Annotated in this window: 16 protein-coding genes, 5 pseudogenes and 1 riboswitch; of the genes and pseudogenes, 10 read left to right on the top strand and 11 right to left on the bottom strand. The window is 50.6% G+C overall.

Translation table 11 applies throughout. The features are described 5' to 3' along the window. Nucleotides 1-40: 40 nt before the first annotated feature. Nucleotides 41-349, top strand: a complete 309-nt coding sequence (locus KQP84_RS05960) for a putative quinol monooxygenase (RefSeq protein WP_215845569.1) — start codon at nucleotides 41-43, stop codon at nucleotides 347-349. A gap of 342 nt (nucleotides 350-691) precedes the next feature. Here KQP84_RS05960 and KQP84_RS05955 read toward each other — a convergent pair whose 3' ends face one another. The 6 genes and pseudogenes from KQP84_RS05955 to nudF all read right to left on the bottom strand — a co-directional run bounded on the left by KQP84_RS05955 (nucleotide 692) and on the right by nudF (nucleotide 6467). Beyond that, complete coding sequence (locus tag KQP84_RS05955) at nucleotides 692-1606, bottom strand: LysR substrate-binding domain-containing protein (RefSeq protein WP_215845568.1); 915 nt, start codon at nucleotides 1604-1606, stop codon at nucleotides 692-694. A 424-nt stretch (nucleotides 1607-2030) separates the two neighbouring features. Next, nucleotides 2031-3923, bottom strand: a pseudogene (gene parE, locus KQP84_RS05950) (DNA topoisomerase IV subunit B). A 48-nt stretch (nucleotides 3924-3971) separates the two neighbouring features. Beyond that, the gene (gene yqiA / locus KQP84_RS05945) at nucleotides 3972-4553 is read right to left on the bottom strand and encodes an esterase YqiA (protein WP_215845567.1); all 582 of its coding nucleotides are present in this window, start codon (nucleotides 4551-4553) and stop codon (nucleotides 3972-3974) included. A 3-nt stretch (nucleotides 4554-4556) separates the two neighbouring features. Further along, nucleotides 4557-5384, bottom strand: a complete 828-nt coding sequence (gene cpdA / locus KQP84_RS05940) for a 3',5'-cyclic-AMP phosphodiesterase (RefSeq protein ID WP_215845566.1) — start codon at nucleotides 5382-5384, stop codon at nucleotides 4557-4559. A 43-nt stretch (nucleotides 5385-5427) separates the two neighbouring features. Beyond that, on the bottom strand, nucleotides 5428-5853 hold the full coding sequence (locus KQP84_RS05935; RefSeq protein ID WP_215845565.1) for a DUF1249 family protein: 426 nt from the start codon (nucleotides 5851-5853) through the stop codon (nucleotides 5428-5430). After that, nucleotides 5850-6467: an ADP-ribose diphosphatase gene (nudF, locus tag KQP84_RS05930; RefSeq protein WP_309140173.1), complete on the bottom strand. Its 618-nt coding sequence runs from the start codon at nucleotides 6465-6467 to the stop codon at nucleotides 5850-5852. The genes KQP84_RS05935 and nudF overlap by 4 nt, the downstream gene beginning before the upstream one ends. A gap of 230 nt (nucleotides 6468-6697) precedes the next feature. Here nudF and tolC point away from each other — a divergent pair, with 230 nt between their 5' ends. The 3 genes and pseudogenes from tolC to KQP84_RS05915 all read left to right on the top strand — a co-directional run bounded on the left by tolC (nucleotide 6698) and on the right by KQP84_RS05915 (nucleotide 10142). After that, entirely contained in the window at nucleotides 6698-8164 is a 1467-nt protein-coding gene (gene tolC, locus KQP84_RS05925; protein WP_215845564.1) for an outer membrane channel protein TolC, read from the top strand. 141 nt (nucleotides 8165-8305) lie between these two features. Further along, nucleotides 8306-8973: pseudogene (locus tag KQP84_RS05920) on the top strand (DUF1190 family protein). Between the two features lie 9 nt (nucleotides 8974-8982). After that, nucleotides 8983-10142: pseudogene (locus KQP84_RS05915) on the top strand (glutathionylspermidine synthase family protein). A gap of 37 nt (nucleotides 10143-10179) precedes the next feature. Here the strand turns inward: KQP84_RS05915 and ygiD are convergent. Then, nucleotides 10180-10965 (bottom strand): 4,5-DOPA-extradiol-dioxygenase, encoded by a 786-nt coding sequence (ygiD, locus tag KQP84_RS05910; RefSeq protein WP_215845563.1) that lies wholly within the window; start codon nucleotides 10963-10965, stop codon nucleotides 10180-10182. A gap of 197 nt (nucleotides 10966-11162) precedes the next feature. On the opposite strand from ygiD, the gene zupT reads away from it, so the two are divergent. The 3 genes from zupT (at nucleotide 11163) to KQP84_RS25230 (ending at nucleotide 12455) form a co-directional block, all read left to right on the top strand. Beyond that, nucleotides 11163-11930, top strand: coding sequence for a zinc transporter ZupT (zupT, locus tag KQP84_RS05905; protein ID WP_215845562.1), 768 nt, complete (start codon nucleotides 11163-11165; stop codon nucleotides 11928-11930). Between the two features lie 143 nt (nucleotides 11931-12073). Further along, nucleotides 12074-12283, top strand: coding sequence for a cell wall hydrolase (locus tag KQP84_RS25945; protein ID WP_309140139.1), 210 nt, complete (start codon nucleotides 12074-12076; stop codon nucleotides 12281-12283). 52 nt (nucleotides 12284-12335) lie between these two features. After that, nucleotides 12336-12455, top strand: coding sequence for a cell wall hydrolase (locus KQP84_RS25230; RefSeq protein WP_370661479.1), 120 nt, complete (start codon nucleotides 12336-12338; stop codon nucleotides 12453-12455). 56 nt (nucleotides 12456-12511) lie between these two features. On the opposite strand, the gene ribB is transcribed toward KQP84_RS25230, so the two are convergent. Then, on the bottom strand, nucleotides 12512-13168 hold the full coding sequence (ribB, locus tag KQP84_RS05895) for a 3,4-dihydroxy-2-butanone-4-phosphate synthase (protein WP_215845561.1): 657 nt from the start codon (nucleotides 13166-13168) through the stop codon (nucleotides 12512-12514). Nucleotides 13169-13278: 110 nt separating this feature from the next. Next, nucleotides 13279-13428: riboswitch (FMN riboswitch) on the bottom strand. Nucleotides 13429-13600: 172 nt separating this feature from the next. On the opposite strand from ribB, the pseudogene ubiK reads away from it, so the two are divergent. Beyond that, nucleotides 13601-13914: pseudogene (gene ubiK / locus KQP84_RS05890) on the top strand (ubiquinone biosynthesis accessory factor UbiK). A 41-nt stretch (nucleotides 13915-13955) separates the two neighbouring features. Here ubiK and hldE read toward each other — a convergent pair. The 3 genes from hldE to KQP84_RS05875 all read right to left on the bottom strand — a co-directional run bounded on the left by hldE (nucleotide 13956) and on the right by KQP84_RS05875 (nucleotide 19640). Continuing rightward, on the bottom strand, nucleotides 13956-15380 hold the full coding sequence (gene hldE / locus KQP84_RS05885) for a bifunctional D-glycero-beta-D-manno-heptose-7-phosphate kinase/D-glycero-beta-D-manno-heptose 1-phosphate adenylyltransferase HldE (protein ID WP_215845559.1): 1425 nt from the start codon (nucleotides 15378-15380) through the stop codon (nucleotides 13956-13958). A gap of 75 nt (nucleotides 15381-15455) precedes the next feature. Further along, the gene (gene glnE, locus KQP84_RS05880; RefSeq protein ID WP_215845558.1) at nucleotides 15456-18302 is read right to left on the bottom strand and encodes a bifunctional [glutamate--ammonia ligase]-adenylyl-L-tyrosine phosphorylase/[glutamate--ammonia-ligase] adenylyltransferase; all 2847 of its coding nucleotides are present in this window, start codon (nucleotides 18300-18302) and stop codon (nucleotides 15456-15458) included. 27 nt (nucleotides 18303-18329) lie between these two features. Then, the gene (locus KQP84_RS05875; RefSeq protein WP_215845557.1) at nucleotides 18330-19640 is read right to left on the bottom strand and encodes a CYTH domain-containing protein; all 1311 of its coding nucleotides are present in this window, start codon (nucleotides 19638-19640) and stop codon (nucleotides 18330-18332) included. 272 nt (nucleotides 19641-19912) lie between these two features. Here KQP84_RS05875 and KQP84_RS05870 point away from each other — a divergent pair. Both KQP84_RS05870 and KQP84_RS05865 read left to right on the top strand, forming a co-directional pair. Then, nucleotides 19913-20532: pseudogene (locus KQP84_RS05870) on the top strand (TIGR04211 family SH3 domain-containing protein). Between the two features lie 159 nt (nucleotides 20533-20691). Further along, nucleotides 20692-21924: a multifunctional CCA addition/repair protein gene (locus KQP84_RS05865; protein WP_215845556.1), complete on the top strand. Its 1233-nt coding sequence runs from the start codon at nucleotides 20692-20694 to the stop codon at nucleotides 21922-21924. Nucleotides 21925-21927 lie beyond the last annotated feature (3 nt).

The raw sequence follows: 21927 nt of genomic DNA, 5'->3' as shown, positions 1-21927 counted from the left end.
ATAGCGTGAGGTGAAATTCACTGCAAAAGAGGAAGCGCGCATGTTAACTGTGGTTGCTGAAATTTGTATTAAGCCCGGTCGTCGACAGAGGGTGCTGGATATCATCAACAAACTGATTCCCACAGTGTTAGATGAAGAAGGTTGTCATCAATACGATGCCTTAGTGGATCATCAGGCGCAGGTGCCGTGGAAACAAAATTCCCCGGACTCCATTTTTATGCTGGAGCAGTGGGAATCGTTACGCCATCTGGAGCAGCATCAGCAAATGCCACATATGGAAACACATCGTGAGCAGATCAAAGATGATGTCATTGATGTGAAGATTTTAGTGCTGGAGCCGACGGCCTGATTTATTGGCTTTCGCTGCAAACAAAAAAGCCCTTGTCATATGACAAGGGCTTTTTTAACGTTGAAACTCAACCGTTATACATTTATTGCTGATTAGTGACTTCCTGCTGAATCAGCCGTTGTGCATCGCCGATGCCGTTTTCGAATACATCCTCTTCAACGCCCGCCACGGTAACGCTGCCTTCCGCTTGCTACCAGCCCTTTCCTTCCGGCATCCAGCGTCAGCGCTTTATCCTTTTCTACGCTACCCCTTATCGGGGTTAGTGATGTTACGTACTGAACGCACGCCATGAAGTTAGCGACCGAAAAGAGGATCTCAATAAATCTTATTGAATGGAAAGGGCTATTTTGTGGCACGTTTAAAGCAATTTTTTGCTTCAATCTGCTCACGCAGAAAGTCTAAAAAGCAGGTAATACGCGAGAAAAGCATATTATTACGGTAATAAACGGCGTGAATGGGGAGACGTAATTCATGCGTTTCGTCTTGCAGAACTTGCACTAGCCGACCCGCCGCGCGGTCTTCCCGACTCACAAAGTCAGATAATCGCGCGATGCCCTGGCCTGCTAATGCCAAATGACGAATGGTTTCGCCGCTTGAGGCAGTGATATTGGGTTTAATGCGAAGGTATTCGCCGTCACGCTGCAATACTGGCCAGACGTTATGTGTCTCTACCTGGCTAAATCCGATTAGCTGATGCGACTCCAGATCTGTTACGTTGGCTGGCGTACCGTATTTCTGAAGGTAAGCTGGGCTAGCAACCAGCAGAATTGCGCTGCTACCCAACTTGCGAGCATGCATGGTCGAGTCGCGCAGCTCTCCAATGCGAATGGCAATATCGGTTTGCTGTTCAAGTAGATCAATCACAATATCGTTGGTATTGAGTTCCAGATTAATTAAGGGATAACGTTTACTGAACGCTTCCACTAACGGCACAATCAGGTGCAACATAAATGGCGCGGCAGCATTTATTCGAAGACGACCGGAAGGCATCCCGCTGCGATGTGCGATCTGTTCTTCCGCCTGCTCCACAGATGTCAGTATTTGTCGGGCATGCTCAAGAAAGATCTGTCCCTCTTCTGTCAGCGCCAGCCGGCGTGTTGTACGATTTAACAGCGTTGTTCGCAACTTACTCTCAAGACGGCTCAGAGCACGACTAATCCCGGAGCTGGTTTGCCCCAATTGTTCAGCCGCAGCCGTTATTGAACCGGTATCGACCACTGAAACCCAAGCGCGCAATTCTTCCAGCGTGATTTTCACTCTCTCTTCCTGTCTTTCGTGAACCACATAGGGTTTATCTTGATATTTATCCCAATAAATCAGGCCAGGATTAATCGATACCTCGTTATATCGAACAATTCACTGTAGCAACGGTGGATCCGAATCGTTAATGAATATCAGACAATAATATCGTAAACGCAAAAACAGGCTGAACGTTTTATTATGCCAGGGAACAGCGCTCAACATCATCGTTTAGGTTTGATTTCTGACACGATTTAATAAAGTTTAAAATAACTGACAGGGAAGCCGAAATAGGAACTGAGTACACTTTAAGGGTCAAGTCTGAAGACGTTACTTTGATTTTTGTTAAATGAAAAATTCACTTCACCTGTCAATAATAATGTCTGAAACTTAGCGTCGTCGGAAACAAATAATAAATCGGGACGCCGCTGCGTCCCGATTTTTACACTTCGATGTCGACCATGTCGCCTTTTTCCTGCAACCAGTTGCGCCGGTCTTCGGAACGTTTTTTAGCAAGCAGCATGTCCATAACGCGTAACGTCTGCTCAACATTATCGTCATCAATAGTTAATTGCACCAGACGGCGCGTGTTTGGATCAAGCGTGGTTTCTCGCAACTGAAGCGGATTCATCTCGCCCAAACCTTTGAAGCGCTGAACGTTGGGTTTTCCTTTTTGCGCTTCAACTGCTCCAATACGCCCTCTTTTTCATCTTCATCCAGCGCGTAATAAACTTCTTTGCCAAGATCGATGCGATAAAGCGGCGGCATGGCGACATAAACGTGGCCACCTCTTACCAGCGAGCGGAAGTGTTTAACGAACAGCGCACAGAGCAGCGTGGCGATGTGCAAGCCATCTGAATCGGCGTCGGCGAGAATACACACTTTGCCGTAACGCAGTTGGCTTAGATCTTCACTATCTGGATCAATACCAATCGCGACTGAAATGTCATGAACTTCCTGAGAAGCCAACACTTCGTCGGAAGAGACTTCCCAGGTATTCAGGATTTTACCTTTAAGCGGCATGATCGCTTGATACTCACGATCGCGTGCCTGCTTGGCCGATCCACCTGCGGAATCCCCTCCACCAAAAACAGTTCGGTTTTATTGAGATCCTGCGCAGAGCAATCTGCCAGTTTGCCAGGCAGCGCCGGGCCGCTGGTAAGTTTTTTACGCACCACTTTTTTGCTGCGCGCATACGACGTTGCGCACTACTAATCGCCAGTTCAGCAAGCTGTTCTGCTGCCTGCACGTTCTGGTTGAGCCACAGGCTGAACGCATCTTTAACCACCCCTGAAACAAAGGCGGCACATTGACGCGACGACAAGCGCTCTTTGGTCTGTCCAGCAAATTGCGGATCCTGCATCTTCACCGACAAGACATAGGCGCAGCGATCCCAAATATCTTCCGCAGAAAGCTTCACGCCGCGCGGCAGAATGTTGCGGTATTCACAAAATTCACGCATTGCATCCAGCAAACCCTGGCGAAGGCCGTTCACGTGCGTGCCGCCTTGCATGGTGGGGATTAAGTTGACATAGCTTTCAGTCAGCAGTTCGCCACCTTCCGGTAACCAGAGCAGCGCCCAATCAACCGCTTCAACATCACCCGCAAACGCGCCAACAAACGGCTTTTCTGGCAGCGTTGGCAAGCCATTTACGGCCTCAAGCAGGTAATCGGTCAGACCATCTTCGTAGCACCAGCGTTGTTCCGTATTGTTCAGCTTGTCTTTGAAGACAATCTCCACGCCGGGACACAACACCGCTTTAGCTTTCAACAGATGCGACAGGCGAGAAACGGAAAAGCGTGGGCTGTCAAAGAAGCTTTCATCAGGCCAGAAATGCACGCGCGTGCCGGTGTTGCGCTTACCAACGGTGCCAGAAACAGTGAGATCCTGCACCTTGTCGCCGTTCTCAAACGCCATGTCATAGATTTCACCATTACGACGAACGGTAACTTCAACGCGTTTAGATAAGGCGTTAACCACGGAAATCCCTACGCCATGTAAGCCGCCAGAGAATTGGTAGTTTTTGTTGGAGAATTTGCCGCCTGCGTGCAGACGACAAAAGATCAGCTCAACCGCAGGAATGCCTTCTTCGGGATGGATATCCACTGGCATACCGCGTCCGTCATCAATCACTTCCAGTGATTGATCGGCGTGCAGAATCACTTCAACCCGCTTGGCGTGACCTGCCAGCGCTTCATCGACGCTGTTATCAATCACTTCCTGACCCAAATGGTTAGGTCGCGTCGTGTCGGTATACATACCCGGGCGACGGCGAACAGGCTCAAGGCCAGTCAGGACCTCAATAGCATCCGCGTTATAGTTTGATTGACTCATGGTAAATGTCTGATTAGAAGGGTGAAATAGTTGCGATTTCCGCATCACTTAAGGGTGATTCAAGCCTAGAAAATCCAGAATCTGCGGGAAATGGCGTTCGAATCCGATAAAAGCATGATTACCGCCCTCTTCTACCTGATGTCGGCACGCGCTGTAATAGTCGAGCGCCTGACGGTAGTCGAGTACTTCATCGCCGGTTTGTTGTAGCAACCACAGTAAATCCGGCGCTTCCAGCGGGTCAATCTGCATGACTTTCAGATCGTAAATGTGCCGAGACTCTAACACATATTGTTGGCCGGTGTAGGGATTCTGATTGTCACCAAGGAAATCCACCAGCAGCTCAAAAGGACGCACTGCGGGGTTCACCACTACCGCTGGCAACATAAAGCATTGCGACAGCCAGGTTGCGTAATAACCGCCTAATGAAGAACCCACCAGGCCAAGCGTTTCTCCGCTACGACTCAACACGATATCTTCCAGCATGGCAGCCGCCTCAGCAGGGAATGTCGGCAGTTGCGGAATGATCATGTCGATTTCAGGATGATGTGTATTAAGCCATTGTTGAAACTGGGTCGCTTTCGCCGATTGCGGTGAACTGTTGAAGCCATGGAGATAAAGCAGCGCAGCCATCCGTTAATATCCTTCTGAATCAAGATCGGGGCAAAACGCATCAGTTTGCAAACGTTCGACTTCGGTTTCTGCTTTGCCTTGTGGATGGAGCGTAAACCAGCGCCAGCCGGGTGCGACAGTATCAATGGTAAAACTGGTGCAATGCGGTTTGAATTGAACGCAGGTAGAGGGCGTAGCCAATACGCGGCGTCCGCGCCAGTCCATATCCAGTTCCTGATGAATGTGCCCACAGACCAGGGTTTGGGCCAGCGGATAGTTTTGCAATACCGCATCCAGCTGATGCGAATTGCGTAAGCTGTGTTGATCAAGCCAGGTACAACCTGAGGCCAGCGGATGATGATGCAGCAAAATCAACGTGTGACGTTCTGGATGGCGCGCCAGGGTTTTTTCAAGCCATTCCAGCTGGTAATCACTTAGCATGCCGTGTGGAACGCCGAAGACCTGACTGTCTAACAACACGAGTTGCCAATGTTCGCCCAGCAAGACATGTTTCTCGGCGTTGATCTTTGCCTCTGCCAGGGTATCAACCATGGCGGGTTGGAAGTCATGATTTCCGGGCAGCCAGACGCAGGGCTTTGGCAAACGAGCAATGCCCTCAGCGAAATGCTGATAGGCTTGAACAGAGTGATCCTGAGCGAGATCGCCGGTCGCGATAACAAGGTCATAGTCGCGTTGCTGAGCAATGATCGCATCCAATACTGCGTCAAAGCTCGCCCAAGTATTAACCCCAAGCAGCGATTCATGTTTTCCCGCGAAAAGATGGGTATCCGTGATTTGTAAAATCCTGATTTCGGACCCTTTTGCCGCAGGAAGAGTTAGCAGGCTATCCAAAGCGTTTCCTTCATCTCCACGCCATTTGATGCATTATACGCATTCAGCAAACAGGCACTGCCATTGCACCATGTGCCAGGCAATAGCGCAACCAGTCCGCGAGAAACTGATTTATCTGGTGTTTCTCATCACGCTGATGCAATTTTTTATTAGGATAATCATAACGTGCTTTAAAACGATAGATCTGCTGAGTGGAACACACTTCAGCGACCATCGCATCATGGTACAACCTTACGGACATGGAAGGCAGACTCCAGTAACTCACAGATGGCGCGACCTGGCGAATTTCAACCAAGGTGGTATAGCGCGTCGACTCTTCTATTGTCAGCTGATAACGGGCGCCACTCACCTGATAAACCACCGATGCGCCCGCCTCATCACTGCGCGGCAGCAAACGGCGCAACTGAGCGAAATTGGTTTCGCACAGCCGCATCATTTCCGGAAAGTCAGGGGTATAGCGCTGTTTCATTTTTGTGCCCACTCTTCTCTTAATTTCTCATGGTGCAACGCCAGCCATTGCAGTGCGATGACAGACGCAGCGTTATCAATTATCCCCTGTTCCACCCAGCGGTAAGCCTGTTCGCGGCTGACCACATGCACAAGAATATCCTCATTCTCTTCCTCCAGACCATGGCATCCTTGAGCCTGGCTGGCATCCACTTCTCCGACCAAAATCGACAATCTTTCGCTGGTGCCACCGGGACTGGCGAGGTAATTGAGCATCGGTTTGACTCGCCCAACCTGTAATCCCGCCTCTTCGACCGCTTCACGGCGTACCACTTGTTCAACGCTTTCACCTGGATCGATGATCCCCGCCACCATTTCCAGCAGCCAGGGCGTGGAACCCGCATCATAAGCAGGGATGCGGATCTGCTCGATCAGCACCACTTCATCACGTAAGGGATCATAAGGTAGCAGTACGGCGGCATGTCCGCGCTCAAAAACTTCACGCTGCACTTCCGCACTCATTTCGCCATTAAAACGACGATGCCGGAAGCGATAGCGCACAATCGAAAAAAACCGTCGTAGACTGTTTCGCGTGCAATAATTTCTACATCGTTTTTTGTAAAAGTCACAGGGGATTTTTTTCTTCCGACATCTTCTTATTCCTTATCCAGATTGGGATGGAGCGAATAAAAGCCAACCTTTATGCTTTATCCGAGTGGTTGTTTCTGAATTATTTACGTAAATTAGGCGTAGAAGGCACGTTCAGCCAACTTATCACACAGTTGCACTCTGCTAGAATCGGCGATAATTTTTTGGCTTATTCGGCAGCGCTACCACTGCAATTTGCTGCAACAAAAGGAATGCAAATGAAAAAACTGCTCCCATTTTTTATTGGGCTGAGCCTGGGCGGTTTCAGCTTCGCCAGTCAGGCAGAAGACCTGCTTCAGGTTTACCAACAAGCGCGACTGAGTAACCCAGATCTGCGCAGTGCTGCGGCAGATCGTGATTCAGCATTTGAGAAAATCAACGAAGCGCGAAGCCCTTTATTACCCCAACTCGGTTTGGGTGCAGATTACACCTACAATAACGGTTATCGCGACAGCAGCGGACTTCACTCCAATACCACTAGCGGAACCTTACAATTAACGCAAACCATCTTTGACATGTCAAAATGGCGTGCGCTGACGCTGCAAGAGAAAGCTGCGGGCATCCAGGATGTCACCTACCAGGTTGCACAACAGGATCTGATCCTGAACACGGCGACCGCCTACTTCAACGTGTTGAAAGCGATTGATACCCTTTCCTACACTGAAGCGCAGAAACAGTCGATTTATCGTGAATTAGATCAAACTACACAGCGTTTTAATGTGGGATTGGTTGCCATTACTGACGTGCAGAACGCCCGTGCGCAATATGACAGCGTCTTAGCGGACGAAGTGACTGCACGCAACAACCTTGATAATACCGTTGAGTCGTTGCGTCAGATTACCGGTATGGATTATTTGTCGTTAGCATCACTGAATATTGATCGCTTCAAAACCAGCAAGCCAGATGCAGTGAACGCACTGCTGAAGCAAGCGGAAAGCCGTAACCTGACCTTGTTGTCCGCACGCCTGAACCAGGATTTAGCGCGTGAGCAAATTCGTTCTGCTGAAACAGGCCACATGCCAACGCTGGATTTGACTGCTTCAACGGGTATGTCTAACAGCAAATACGGTGGCAGCCGTGCGAATCAATCAACCAGTTCAGCTGACTCGATTACAGGCTCGAATCAGGTTGGTCTGAGCTTCTCATTACCGCTGTACAGTGGTGGCTCGGTCACGTCGCAGGTTAAACAAGCGCAGTACAACTTTGTCAGTGCCAGCGAGCAGTTAGAAAGCGCGCACCGTTCTGCCGTGCAAACCGTGCGCTCTTCTTACAACAACGTTAATGCTTCAGTAAGTAGCATTGATGCCTACAAACAGGCGGTTGTTTCTGCTCAGAGCTCACTGGATGCTTCAGAAGCGGGTTATCAGGTCGGTACGCGTACTATCGTTGATGTGTTAGATGCGACCACGACGTTATACAACGCCAAACAGCAACTTTCTGATGCACGTTATAGCTATCTGATTAACCAGCTTAACATCAGCTATGCGCTGGGTACGCTCAATGAGCAAAACCTGCAGACGCTGAACAGCCAACTGGGTAAAGAGATCGCGACTTCACCAGAAACTGTGGCGCCTGAAAATGCTCAGCAAACAGCTCGCGTTGATAATGGCCCTGCTGCTAATGCATCGGCGCCAGCTGCACGTCCTGCTGCAGCCAGAAATACCGGAAACCCATTCGGTAATTAATCCTGATGCGGGTCGCTTTGCGGCCCGCTTCTCTTTCAAACGTATAGCTACGTAAAGATCCTTTCCCCTTCCCGGCTTCAGCTTCAATTTCCCCCTCCATCCCCTATCCTAAGTGCTACCTTTGGGCAAAGGATCATGACAATGAAACGGACAAAATCTATTCGCTATGCTGCTTTTCGCAAAAGCTGGCAAGCCAGACATTTAACGCCAGTCGCTATCGCCGTCTCGGCGGTATTTATGCTGGCTGGCTGCGAAAAAACGATGAAACCGTGTCGCTCTACCAGAATGCGGATGAATGTGCGAAAGCCAATCCAAGTCAGAGCGCGCAATGCACCACGGCTTACAACAACGCGGTAAAGGAAGCGGAACGTACTGCACCAAAATATGCAACTCGTGAAGATTGTGTGGCTGAATTTGGTGAAAACCAATGCCAGCAAACACCTGCTCAAGCAGGCGTCGGCACGAATAATGCCGAAAACCAACAGAGTGGCAGCTTCTGGATGCCATTAATGGCTGGCTATATGATGGGCCGCATGATGGGCGGCGGCGCGGGATTCGCGCAGCAACCACTGTTCTCACCGAAAGCCGCAAACAGCCCAGCACGAGGCCAGTTTGTTGATGCTTCAGGCCGTAACTATGGTTCTGCCACTTCAGGCCGTACTATGAATGTGCCAAAAACCGCATTAGCCCCTAAACCCGCAACAACGTCAACCGTAACGCGGGGTGGCTTCGGTGAAACCGTCGCCAAGCAAAATGCCATGCAACGCAGCAGCGCCACCGGAACATCCAACCGCTCGCTGGGAGGCTAAAACCGCCATATGCAACGCATTGCTATTTCTGAGCGCCCAGGCTGGCGAGAAAAAGCCACTGAATTTGGTTTTCGTTTTCATACCATGCATGGCGAGCCTTACTGGTGTGAAGACGCTTATTATCAGTTCACGCTGGCACAAATTGACCAGCTAGAGGAGACCACTGCTGAATTACACCAGATGTGTTTGCAGGTAGTGGAGAAAGTGGTGAGCAGCGAGGCGTTGCTGACTAAATTCCGTATTCCCAAACATACGTGGGATTTTGTCCGCGATTCATGGCAACAGCGTCAACCCTCTCTTTATTCGCGTCTCGATCTCGCCTGGGACGGTAAAGGTGATGCAAAGCTGCTGGAAAATAATGCCGATACCCCAACCTCACTGTATGAAGCGGCTTTTTTCAATGGCTTTGGCTGGAAGATCAGCTTAATGCAGGCCAATTGCCGGCCGGCAGCGATCAATTCAACAGCCTGCAAGAAAAGCTGATTGAGCGCTTCGCTAACCTACATCAGCAGCATGGCTTCCAGTGGTTGCATTTTGCCTGCTGTCGGGACACTGATGAAGATCGCGGCACCGTGCAATATCTGCAAGATTGCGCGACCGAAGCGGGTTTACCGAGCGAATTTCTTTTCATTGATGAAATTGGTTTGGGTGAAAAAGGCGAGTTTACTGATGCTCACGATCAGGTAATCAGTAATCTCTTCAAGCTCTATCCTTGGGAATTCATGCTGCGCGAGATGTTTTCAACCAAGTTGGCAGATGCTGGCGTACGCTGGTTAGAGCCTGCCTGGAAAAGCATTTTGTCGAACAAAGCCTTGTTGCCCATGTTGTGGCAGATGTTCCCAAATCACCCGAATTTGTTGCCTGCCTATTTCGCGGAAGATGATATTCCACCTATGACGAAGTATGTGGTCAAGCCGCTATTTTCACGCGAAGGCGCCAATATTCGTATTGTTGAGAATGGTACTGAAATTGCTCGCGTTGACGGGCCGTACGGTGAAGAAGGCATGATTGTGCAGGAATTTTATCCGCTGCCAAAATTTGGCGACAGCTATACGCTGATCGGCAGTTGGCTAATAGACGATCAACCCGCCGGGATTGGCTTACGTGAAGATCGTGACTTGATCACCCAAGATCTTTCTCGCTTTTATCCGCACGCCTTTATTGAATAAAAATGAACAGGCCAGATAAATGGCCTGTTCAGTATTTTTACCCAACCTGTACTGACAACATACTGATTGCACCTAATTCCATACCATCAATGGGAATGGTCACGGGTTCATCCGGCTGACGTGCGCCCAAAACATACAGAAGTGGCAGATAATGTTCCGGCGTAGGATTCGAAAGCCTGGCCCCTTCATGCTGCATAAAATTCACCAATGGATGCGTTTCAGCCTCACTTTGTGATGCCAGATTTTCACGCACAAATTGATTAAAGCGACTTGCCCACGGATAGATGTCATCCCCGCCGCCCCAGCGCACCATCCGCAGGTTATGTACCACATTGCCGCTTGCCACAATCATCACGCCCTGATCACGCAGCGTTGCTAATTTACGCCCCATTTCAAAATGCCAGGCTGCAGGTTTAGTCGCGTCAATACTCAACTGCACCACAGGAATATCGGCATCAGGATACATTTTAATCAATACGCCCCAGGAACCGTGATCGAATCCCCATTCCTGATCAAGCTGAACCGGAACAGGCGACAGCAATTTAGCGATCTCTTCCGCCAAATCAGGCGAGCCCGGCGCAGGATAACGTGTGTCAAACAGTGCTTGAGGAAAACCGCCAAAGTCATGAATGGTGCGTGGGTTTTCCATCGCCGTTATTGCGGTGCCTCGCGTGTACCAGTGCGCAGAAATAGCAAGAATGGCGCGTGGGCGCGGTAGCGTTTCACCTGCTTCCCGCCAGGCTTCGGTATAACGGTTTTCTTCTAACACGTTCATAGGGCTGCCATGTCCCAAAAACAGCGCCGGCATACGTAACTGACTCATAAACCTTTCCTAAAAAGTGCCGCCTTGATAGCCGTTACGATACGCCGTTTGTGCCGCTAATCACGCGGATAAGCATGATGATGATCATCAGAGAATTTGAATGATCTTTTTTCGACATTTCTTTACGTAACAAAACTCGATCTTTTGTAAGGTTAAAGGTACTTTAACTGGGAATCATTATCATTAAGGAGAGTGCAATGTCAGTACCTTTACTGCTTACCGTGCTGGCAGGTGCCGCGACTTTTATCGGCGCGCTATTGGGTGTGATAGGACAAAAACCTTCTAATCGAGTGCTCGCATTTGCTCTCGGTTTTGCTGCTGGCATCATGCTGCTGATCTCGCTTATGGAGATGCTGCCTGCTGCATTACATGCGGAAGGTATGTCGCCAATCTTGGGTTATGGCATGTTTATGCTGGGCCTGCTGGGATACTTCGCTTTAGACCGCATGCTGCCGCATCAGCATCCACAAGATATGGTCGCGGTTAAACGCCGTCCGACTAATTTGCGTCGTACCGCTATCTTGTTGACGTTGGGCATTAGTTTGCACAACTTCCCGGAAGGCGTTGCCACCTATGTTACCGCCAGCAGTGATATGGAACTTGGTATGGGGATCGCGCTTGCGGTGGCCATACATAACATTCCGGAAGGATTAGCGGTCGCCGGGCCGATGTATGCTGCCACGGGTTCAAAAATGAAAGCGATCTTTTGGGCCTGCGTATCGGGAATGGCAGAAATTTTAGGTGGCATTATCGCTTTTATGCTGCTGGGACCCATGGTTTCGCCAGTGATTATTGCTGCCGTTATGGCGGCTGTTGCAGGAATTATGGTGGCTTTATCAGTGGATGAACTGATGCCATTAGCGCGCGAAATTGACCCGCATAACAATCCTAGTTACGGCGTATTATGTGGCATGACCGTCATGGGTTTAAGCCTGACGCTCTTACAAACCACCGGTATCGGCTGAGCAAGAATCGTCGCAAATCACTGATAAAAAAAGCATTACTGAATGGTTTATACTCAATAAACCTCTAACCGAGACGGGTCTTGTACGGTCGACCACCTTCACTAATTACACTCCGTTGCACGTCAATAAACCAACGGAGCGTTATGTTAGTCCAAGGTGCCATATTATGCCTGGCGCTGAACATTTATCACGAAGCGCGTGGTGAACCGTTAATAGGACAAATTGCTGTCGGCACGGTAACCATGAACAGGGCAAAATGGGATGTGAAAGAAATCTGTCCGGTGGTGTATGCACCGAAACAGTTTTCCTGGACATCTCTAAAAAAATCCGCATTCACATCCCCCAGCACATGACAAAAGCTGGCAACGAGCGCAAGAGCTTGCGAACAGAATTATTAATGGGGAAGTGGAAGATGTGACGAAAGGAGCAACTTATTTTCATGCTCATCGGGTTAAGCCCGGCTGGCGTCACGCATTTGAACGTACCGTTGTGATCGGTAATCACATTTTTTATGCCAGTAGATAAAAGACAAAACAGGCCGGAAATCCGGCCTGTTTCATTTCATTTATAACGCAGGTTAATTAGCTCGCCTGGCGCGTTTCACGATCGCGACGAAAAGCCACTAAATCTTCAATTGTCACTACCGGCATCTCATGCTGTTTCGCAAACACGATAGCTTCAGGTGCATGCGCCATCGAACCGTCATCATTCGTAAGCTCACACAATACGCCTGCGGGTTTAAAACCAGCCAGCGTAACCAAATCAATGGTTGCTTCAGTATGGCCACCGCGCGTTAACACGCCGCCATCGCGAGCGCGTAAAGGGAATACGTGGCCAGGACGATTCAAATCGCTCGGTTTGGCATTGTCAGCAACAGCTGCACGGATCGTTGTGATGCGGTCTTTGGCCGAAACGCCGGTGGTAACGCCTTCAGCAGCTTCAATAGTGACGGTAAAACCGGTGCCGTATGAACTGGTGTTATTTTCCACCATCATCGGCAAATCGAGCTGTTGACGACGTTCTTCAGTCAGGCACAGACAAACAATGCCGCTGCCGTGACGAATGGTGAGCGCCATTTGCTCAACGGTCATCGTTTCAGCGGCAAAGATCATATCACCTTCGTTTTCACGATTTTCATCGTCAAGCACCATCACACCGCGTCCATTACGCAGTGCGGCGATGGCACGTTCTACACGCTGTTCCGGCGTGCCAAATTCAGAAAGTAGCGTCTGATTCATGGTAATAAAAACCTTTTAAATGTATTGGGTTACCAGAATCAGGGCGAGCTTAGGAGTGACGTCAACAGACGTGGCAATAACGTGGCGTGGACAAAAAGCCCAGCAGATGTCTTTACCCTCTCCCATCCGGACTTTAACCGTCGGCTCCGGAATTACACCGGATCTGCTGACCTTCACGATCACTTGTGAAGCGCTCGCGGGCTTTCAGCTGACGCTGATTTACCGCCGGTGGGGAGTTTCGCCCCGCCCTGAGAATAAGCAAAATTACTATAGCGCCGATCAACTGGAGCGGCAATCAACAAAACTGCAAATACTTTGGCATTTCCTGCGTTACCGATTTCAGGTTTAACCTTTTCATTTCTGGCATTACACTTAGCAGATATCGAGTGCGCACAACTGCTGCCATCAGCAACCCGTAACCAGGAAATAATCATGATCGACACGAAAAAATTGAACAAATTGCACGCCAGGTCCATGAAGCGATGCCGAAGGGAATTCGTGAGTTTGGTGACGATGTCGAAAAGAAAATTCGTCAGGTTCTTCAGGCGCAACTGACGCGTATGGATTTGGTCAACCGCGAAGAGTTTGATGTGCAGACGCAGGTATTACTGCGTACACGCGAGAAACTGTCTGCGTTGGAGCAACGTTTGGCGCAGTTAGAGAGCCAAAACGCACCCGCACCGGCACCCGCAGTGATCACGCCACAGGAAGCGGCAGTGATCAAACCGGAAAATACCCCGGAATAAAATGACAAAGCGGGAGAGCCTTCTCCCGCTTATTACATTATTTACTGGCCACGAATGGTTTTAATAATGTTGGTCGTTGAAATACCGTCTTCAAAGTTCAGCACACGTACATCACCGCCGTTGGCCCAAACCTCTTTGCTTCCCGCAATATCTTCAGGTTTGTAATCGCCGCCTTTTACCAGCAAATCAGGCAATATACCGGCGATCAAACGCTGCGGCGTATCTTCTTCAAACACCACTACCCAATCTACCGCTTCCAACGCGCCCAGTACGATCATGCGGTTTTCTTGTGGATTAACCGGACGACTCTCACCTTTCAACCGCTTGGTAGAAGCGTCGCTGTTAACCGCAACAATCAAACGATCACCCAGCTTACGTGCATTAGCGAGATAAGAAACGTGACCGGCGTGAAGGATGTCGAATACACCGTTGGTCATCACCACTTTTTCGCCGCGCTTGCGTGCCATTTCAACGGCCACTTTTAATTGCGCTTCGCTCATGATGCCAAAACCCTGGTCAGGGCGGGCGTGGATTGCGTTTTCCAGCTCAACGGTGCTAACCGTTGATGTGCCTAATTTTCCGACGACAACACCCGCTGCCGCATTGGCAAGGAAACAGGCTTCTTCCAGTGAGTTTCCGGCGGCCAAGGCTGCGGCTAATACGCCAATTACCGTGTCGCCCGCTCCCGTAACGTCGTAAACTTCTTGCGCCTGGGTCGGTAAATGCAGCGGCGTTTTGCCCGGCTGAAGCAATGTCATGCCATTTTCAGAACGGGTTACCAGCAATGCCGACAGGTCATAGTCTGCAATCAGCTGCATGCCACGCGTGACGATTTCGTCTTCGCTCTTACACTTGCCAACCACTGCTTCAAACTCTGAAAAGTTAGGGGTAAGTAAGGTCGCACCGCGATAGCGTTCGAAATCAGTACCTTTAGGATCGATTAATACCGGTACTTTCGCTTCGCGCGCCAACTTAATCATTGCCTGCACGCTGCTCAAGGCGCCTTTAGCGTAATCAGAAAGCACCAGCGCACCGGTAGAGGCTAACGACTGACGCATACGCTGATGAATAGGCTCTGGATCGACCTGCTCAAATCCTTCTTCAAAATCAAGGCGGATAAGCTGTTGATTACGAGAAAGCACGCGCAGTTTAGTGATGGTAGGATGACTTTTTATTGCCACGAAATCACAGTTAACATTGACGTCTTTCAGCGTGCTACTCAGTACTCGTGCCGCATCGTCCTCGCCCGTCAAACCGATCAAACGTGATGCTGCGCCAAGTGCAGCAATGTTCATTGCTACGTTCGCCGCGCCGCCAGGACGCTCTTCAACCGTGTCCACTTTCACTACCGGTACCGGCGCTTCAGGTGAAATACGGCTGGTTGGGCCATACCAGTAACGATCTAACATCACATCGCCGACGACCAGCACCGAGGCTTGACCAAACGCGGGCAGAGTCACTTTCATTCCAGACACTCCAGACTGCTGTAAAAATAGTGCGCGGATAATATCACAGTTGCGAAATGTGCTATTAGCCGGCGCTTAGAGAGAAACCGGTGAAACCAGCCAACGCTGCCAGCTCTCTTTCACCGTTTGCCGTTCGACTTCAAATGCTTCTGGCTCAACATGGCCAGGAAGCTCCTGTAAGGCAAGATGATGCAATGCATCACGCAACGCGACGTAAGCCTGCGTCAACGCGAGCGCCTCATCTTCCTGCATGATGTGGTGCTTCGCCATCAGCTCGAAAATTCGCACATTATCTGACCAGCGCGTCAGCACTGGTTGTTGTGTGGCGTAGCGTAGGACAAGATATTGCGCGATGAATTCAATGTCGGTTATGCCGCCTTCGTCGGCTTTGATGTCCCAACGACCTTTATGCTTGTTACTGAGATGGGTACGCATTTTCTCACGCATCTCCCGCACTTCAGTTTGCAGGCCACCCGCCTCACGCGACAAACATAAAATACCGCGACGAATTTCGCTAAAACGCTCCCCTAATACGGGTTCTCCAAACACTACGCGAGCCCGCACCAGCGCCTGATGTTCCCATGTCCAGGCTTCTTGATGCTGATACTCAGCAAAGGCGTCGAAAGTACTGACTAACATGCCTGCTGCACCCGAAGGCCGCAGGCGGGCATCAACCTCATAGAGAATGCCGGAAGAGGTACGGGTGCTAAACAAATGCATCACCCGCTGCGCCAGCCGCAGGTAAAACTGGCGGCCATCAATACTGCGTTCACCCTCAGTGACTGCATTCAGCGGGCAATCGTGCAGGAACACTAAATCAAGATCAGAGCTGTAACCCAGTTCCCAACCGCCTAATTTGCCGTAGCCTAATACCGCAAAACCACGCTCATTTTCATCTTTAAGGTGTGAAGGTCGGCCATAGCGGTGCAGCATCATGTTCCACGCTTGCTGCACCACGGATTCTATAATCGCTTCTGCCAGCCAGGTTAAGTGATCGCTGACTTTCATTACCGGCAAGGTTTCAGCAATATCCGCTGCTGCAATACGCAAAAGCTGGGCCTGCTTAAATTGGCGTAGCGCTTCAAGCTGTTGCTCTTCGTCATCGGTAGGAATACGCATCAGGTATTGGCGTAATTCATCACGATACGCATCGGTGGCAGTCGGTTGATACAGCGTAGCGGGATCAAGTAACTCATCCAGCAGTAAAGGATGGCGCGCCAGTTGGCTGGCGACCATCGGTGAAGCGGCACAGAGGCGAATGAGATGACGCAGCGCACCGTGGTATTCGGTTAGCAACTCAAGGTAGGTACTGCGCGTAATGACGCCGAGTAATAAAGGTGTCAAACGGCTAAACGTCACCGCAGCATCTGTTCGCAGGCAGATTTCACTGAGCAAGCGCGGCATGAGCTGATCCAGCGCCTGGCGCCCACGCGGCCCAATAGTGCGCCGATTAATATCCTGACGGAACGCCTCCAGCGTTTGATGCAGCGAACGACGCTGCTCTTCATTGAGTTGCGGCATTAACGGCACCAGATCATCCTCGTCCAGCTTGTCCTGCCACAGCCCGATGAATTCAGCCAGTTCGCGCTGGTCGTCAATGTCGGGCGTATCTTCACCGATCAACTCATCGAAAATAGCGCGCACGGATGACATGTGCGTCTCCATTTGCGCCATTAACGCCAGCCAGCCATCGGTATTCATCGCCCATGCTAGTCGCGCGCGATTGAGTTCATCGTCAGGTAAGGTTTGGGTTTGTTGATCGCCCAGACTTTGCAGTAGGTTTTCCAGCCGACGTAGAAACAGATAAGCATTACGTAATGCGTCAATTTGCTCAGCGGGTAACAGCGCCAGCTCGCCAATCGCCGCCAACGTTGGCATGAGGGCACGCAGTTGAAGTGAACGCTCACGTCCACCACGAATCAGCTGAAAGACCTGAACAATAAATTCGGTTTCACGAATGCCACCCGCACCCAGCTTGATATTGTTTTTCAGGCCGCGTCGACGTACTTCACGCGCAATCATGCTTTTCATATTACGCAGCGACTGGATCACGCTAAAGTCGATGTAACGACGATAGACAAAAGGTCGCAGCATTTGTTGCAGTTCCTGGCTCCAGCGATCCTGCTCATCGCCCATCAGGCGCGCTTTGACCATGGCGTAACGCTCCCAGTCTCGGCCTTGCTCCTGGTAATAATCTTCCAGTGCGGCAAAACTGAGCACCAGCGGGCCGCTATCACCAAACGGGCGCAAACGCATATCAACCCGATAAACGAAGCCATCAATCGTGGGCTGGTCCAATACTTTAATCAGTCTCTGCCCCATGCGCGTGAAAAACTGCGCGTTATCAAGCTCCCGCCGTCCTCCACGCGTCACGCCATTTTCTGGCCAGGCAAAGATTAAATCGATGTCAGAGGAGAAGTTGAGTTCTCCTCCACCAAGCTTACCCATGCCGAGAATCAGCATCGGCTGGGCATCGCCTTCTGCGTTGCAGGGCGTGCCAAAATCCTGGCAGCAATCCTGATACACCCAATCACGGGCGCGGCAAATAAGGACTTCGGCTAAAACGCTCAGCTGTTGCAGGCTTTGTTCGGTACTCGCGTGAGACAAGCACTGCATCCATGCAATGCGAACCAGCATTCGACGACGAAACAGCCGCAGCACACGCATCAATGTTGCTTCGCTGTCGACTGTCTGCATTTCCAACGCCAGCCAGTTAGCGTAATGTCGCCACTCATCCGCTTGCGGCGACTCTCGCTGGATCTCTTGCCACCAGTCGGGATGTTGTTGCAGATTTTCCACCACGAAATCGCTAAATGCCAGGCCCGCGACCTGCTCTGCGCTTAACGAGGCAAAAGGCGCGCCCAATCGCACTGCGGCACTTTCAGCTTGTGATCGTAATAATGCAGGTAATTCTGGCAACATATTCCCTCCCTGATGATGTGTTCGGTCTTAACGCGCTGGACCGCTGCTTTTCCAGAAAGCAGGTTGCTTGATGGCCTGCCCAGCCAGCCACGGCAATCCATTTTCCTCATGCGCCTCAATAGCCAGTTGCAGCTGTTGCCATGGCGCCAGCCAAATCGCCACGGCTTCCTGCACATACGCGCCTGCCAGCAAATGAACGGCAAGCAGCTGACGAGCAAGGCGTGTCGCTTTGTCATGGTACTCATTGGGCTGCTTGACCGCGCTAAACGTCTCTTTAAGATCGGCATTGATGCGGGCTAACATAATATCGCTGAAACGTTTGAAGGAAGCCTGAAGCTTGGTCTTTCCTTTTTCATCAATCCATTGTTGCCAGTGCGATTCAACCAACCAGCGAGTGAGTGCTAACTGTGTTTCAACAGAGAGTGGAGAGAAGCAAAAATCCTGCGCGTCGACCTCTTCATTCGCTAAGGTCTCTTCTAACGTTGTTAGCTTTTGACGCAGCTCACTGCTGGCTTTACGTGGCACTAAAGCGCCGAATAAAGCAAACGCCTGACGTAAAACTTCCAGCGCTTCGCGCACGGCATCTTGCGCAGAGCCATTACCCCGTAACCAAACTTCTTCATGGTATTGCCAATGGTTTAGTCCCGCTGACAGCGCGGCAATCATGCCCTCTTCAACCGTGACTTTTGCATCGGTTTTTAACACGGGGAAAGCACGAACGGGACGTGGCAGGTTGCCCTGCGCCAGTTGATAGCCTCGTGCAGCTTTACTCAGGCTGCCCAATCGAAGCCCGCTGACTGCGATCAGCTGTTGAGCGAAAGCCAGCATGTCGCTACGCTCGCCCTGTTTGAGTTCCAGCTCGACTTCAAACAGCGGCTCGCTGAAAGACTCTGTGGCAACCTCACCCCGATCAAATGCGACTTCGATTTCACTGCCGCCGAAGGTCACCAACCAAATTTCGCGTTGGAAATGCGTAGTAAACAGTGGCTGCAAACGCTGCTGCAAGTCAGCTATGTCGGTTTCTTTCGGCCAGATTTCAACAGGTAATTGAGTGATATCGAGTTTCGGCTCAACCAGATCTACGTTATATTCCTGGCGCTGGTGTAAACCACCCAGCGTTTTGCCGCCGCCTTTTAGCGTCATTTCATAGCGTTGATCGACACCACGAATGCGCAAACCCATATCCCAACGACGCAACTGATTGTCGTCGGTTTCAAAATAGATATTGGTTAACTCACGCGCAGCCTGATACTGATGCGGCCACGCCACGAGTGCGTCTGCCAATTTCTCGGCAGCCTGTGATGTCGCAATGAACTTTAGTTCGATTTCAATGGTCATAATTTTTTATTCAATACGCCGCTGGCACTTAAGAGGTTTTCCCTCGCATATTCCAGGCCGCAATCAGCGAATTAATGCAGTTGCAGCTTGAAAGCTAAAGGGGTTATCAGGCGAAGATTAATGCACAGAAGCCGGGCTGTCTCTGCTTTCTTTGTGCTTTCGCAGCCCTTTTCGCAGGTAATTGAGACCAGGATAGTTCTCATTCAGATTTATGCGAAGCCTCTCCAGACTGTGCCGGTAAATTTTTAGTCATCAAGCAAATACGAAATCTAATGAAAAAAATCACACTCGCTGGAATTACTTTGCTGGCTCTCAGCACTCTCGCACCTGCCCACGCCGAAGAAAAACGTTACGTTTCTGATGAATTGTCTACCTGGGTTCGCAGCGGACCAGGCGATCAGTTTCGCCTGCTTGGTAAGCTGAACGCAGGTGAAGAAGTGCAGTTGGTGCAAACCAACAACGACACGAATTACGGCCAGATCCGTGATTCAGAAGGCCGCACTACGTGGATTCCGTTGTCACAGTTGAGCGCCAGTCCAAGCCTGCGTACACGCGTGCCGCAGTTAGAGCAGCAGGTTAAAGATCTTACCGCCAAGCTGGATAACATCGATAACAGCTGGAATCAACGCACCTCTGAAATGCAGAACAAAGTCGCTAACAGCGACAGCGTCATTACCGGTCTGCAAAATGATAATCAGAAGCTGAAAAACGAGCTGATTGTCGCCCAGAAGAAAGTCAGCGCCGCTAACGTGCAGTTGGATGACAAACAGCGCACCATCATTATGCAGTGGTTTATGTATGGTGGCGGCGTACTCGGTGTTGGTCTGCTGTTGGGCTTGTTATTGCCACACATGATCCCAAGCCGGAAGAAAAAGATCGCTGGATGAACTAACGCGTATCTGTTTGTTTATAAGAGGGGATCGCCAGATGCCCTTTTTCGCATGCCTGCAATCTGGCAAATGTGTGCAACAATAAAACAACATGCACACCTGAATTCAGGAGCAGGAAGCCGCAGGTGCGTAAGTCACTTATTTATCTCTGGAGTTGTTGAGTGAAGACGTTTCTTGTAGGTGGCGCAGTACGTGATGCGCTCTTGAATCTGCCGGTTAAAGACAAAGATTGGGTCGTTGTTGGTGCCACGCCAGAAGCCATGCTTGAGAAAGGCTATCAACAAGTTGGGCGCGACTTCCCGGTTTTCCTCCATCCTAAAAGCCGGGAAGAGTATGCGTTAGCACGTACCGAGCGCAAAAACGGCACAGGCTATACCGGGTTTGTAACGTGGTCGGCACCAGATGTAACGCTGGAGCAAGATCTGCAGCGTCGCGATCTGACCATTAACGCCATTGCCCGCGACGAAGAAGGTCGCCTGTTCGATCCCTATCATGGCCAACGCGACATTGCTGAGCGCCTGCTGCGCCACGTTTCCATGGCTTTTAATGAAGACCCGCTGCGCGTGTTGCGTGTTGCGCGATTCGCAGCCCGCTTCGCACACCTTAATTTCCGCATTGCCGATGAAACCCAAGCGCTAATGCGGGCGATGGTGGAAAGCGGAGAACTTGCTGATCTCACCGCTGAACGTGTCTGGAAAGAGACTGAGAAAGCCCTGACGACGCGTAATCCTCAGGTTTACTTTCAGGTCTTACGTGATTGCGGTGCACTCAAGGTGTTGTTCCCGGAAATCGATAATCTTTTTGGTATTCCGGCTCCGGCAAAATGGCATCCAGAAATTGATACTGGCGTTCACACCTTGATGACACTGGCTATGGCAGCGGCTTTATCTGATTCATTGGACGTGCGTTTTGCCACGCTGTTTCATGATATTGGCAAGGCCCTGACGCCGCCCGAAAAGTGGCCAAGCCATCATGGACATGGCCCGGCAGGAGTTCCCTTGGTTGAAGCATTGTGTCAGCGCCTGCGCGTACCAAACGCCATTCGAGATTTAGCCTTGGTCGTCACTGAGTTTCATGACGTGGTGCATACTATTGAGCGCCAATCTGCAGAGTCGTTAGTGGCGTTGTTTGATCGCATTGATGCCTGGCGTAAACCCCAACGTGTTGAACAGATGGCGCTGACCAGTGAAGCGGATGCGCGTGGACGTGCAGGTTTAGAAAGCATGCCTTATCCGCAAGGCGACTATTTACGCCGCGCTTTTGCAGTGGCACAAGCTGTGCCCACCAAGGCAGTGGTTGAGGCTGGATTTAAAGGAATTGAAGTGCGGGAGGAGCTCACGCGACGACGTATTGCTGCCGTCGCTGAGGGTATTACGACTTCGCGGCCAGCATGACTG

The sequence above is a fragment of the Candidatus Pantoea bituminis genome (assembly GCF_018842675.1).
GTDB classification, from domain to species: domain Bacteria; phylum Pseudomonadota; class Gammaproteobacteria; order Enterobacterales; family Enterobacteriaceae; genus Pantoea; species Pantoea phytostimulans.
The sequence above is the reverse complement of the archived record's forward strand: the minus strand, read 5'-3'. Positions and strand labels throughout refer to the sequence as shown.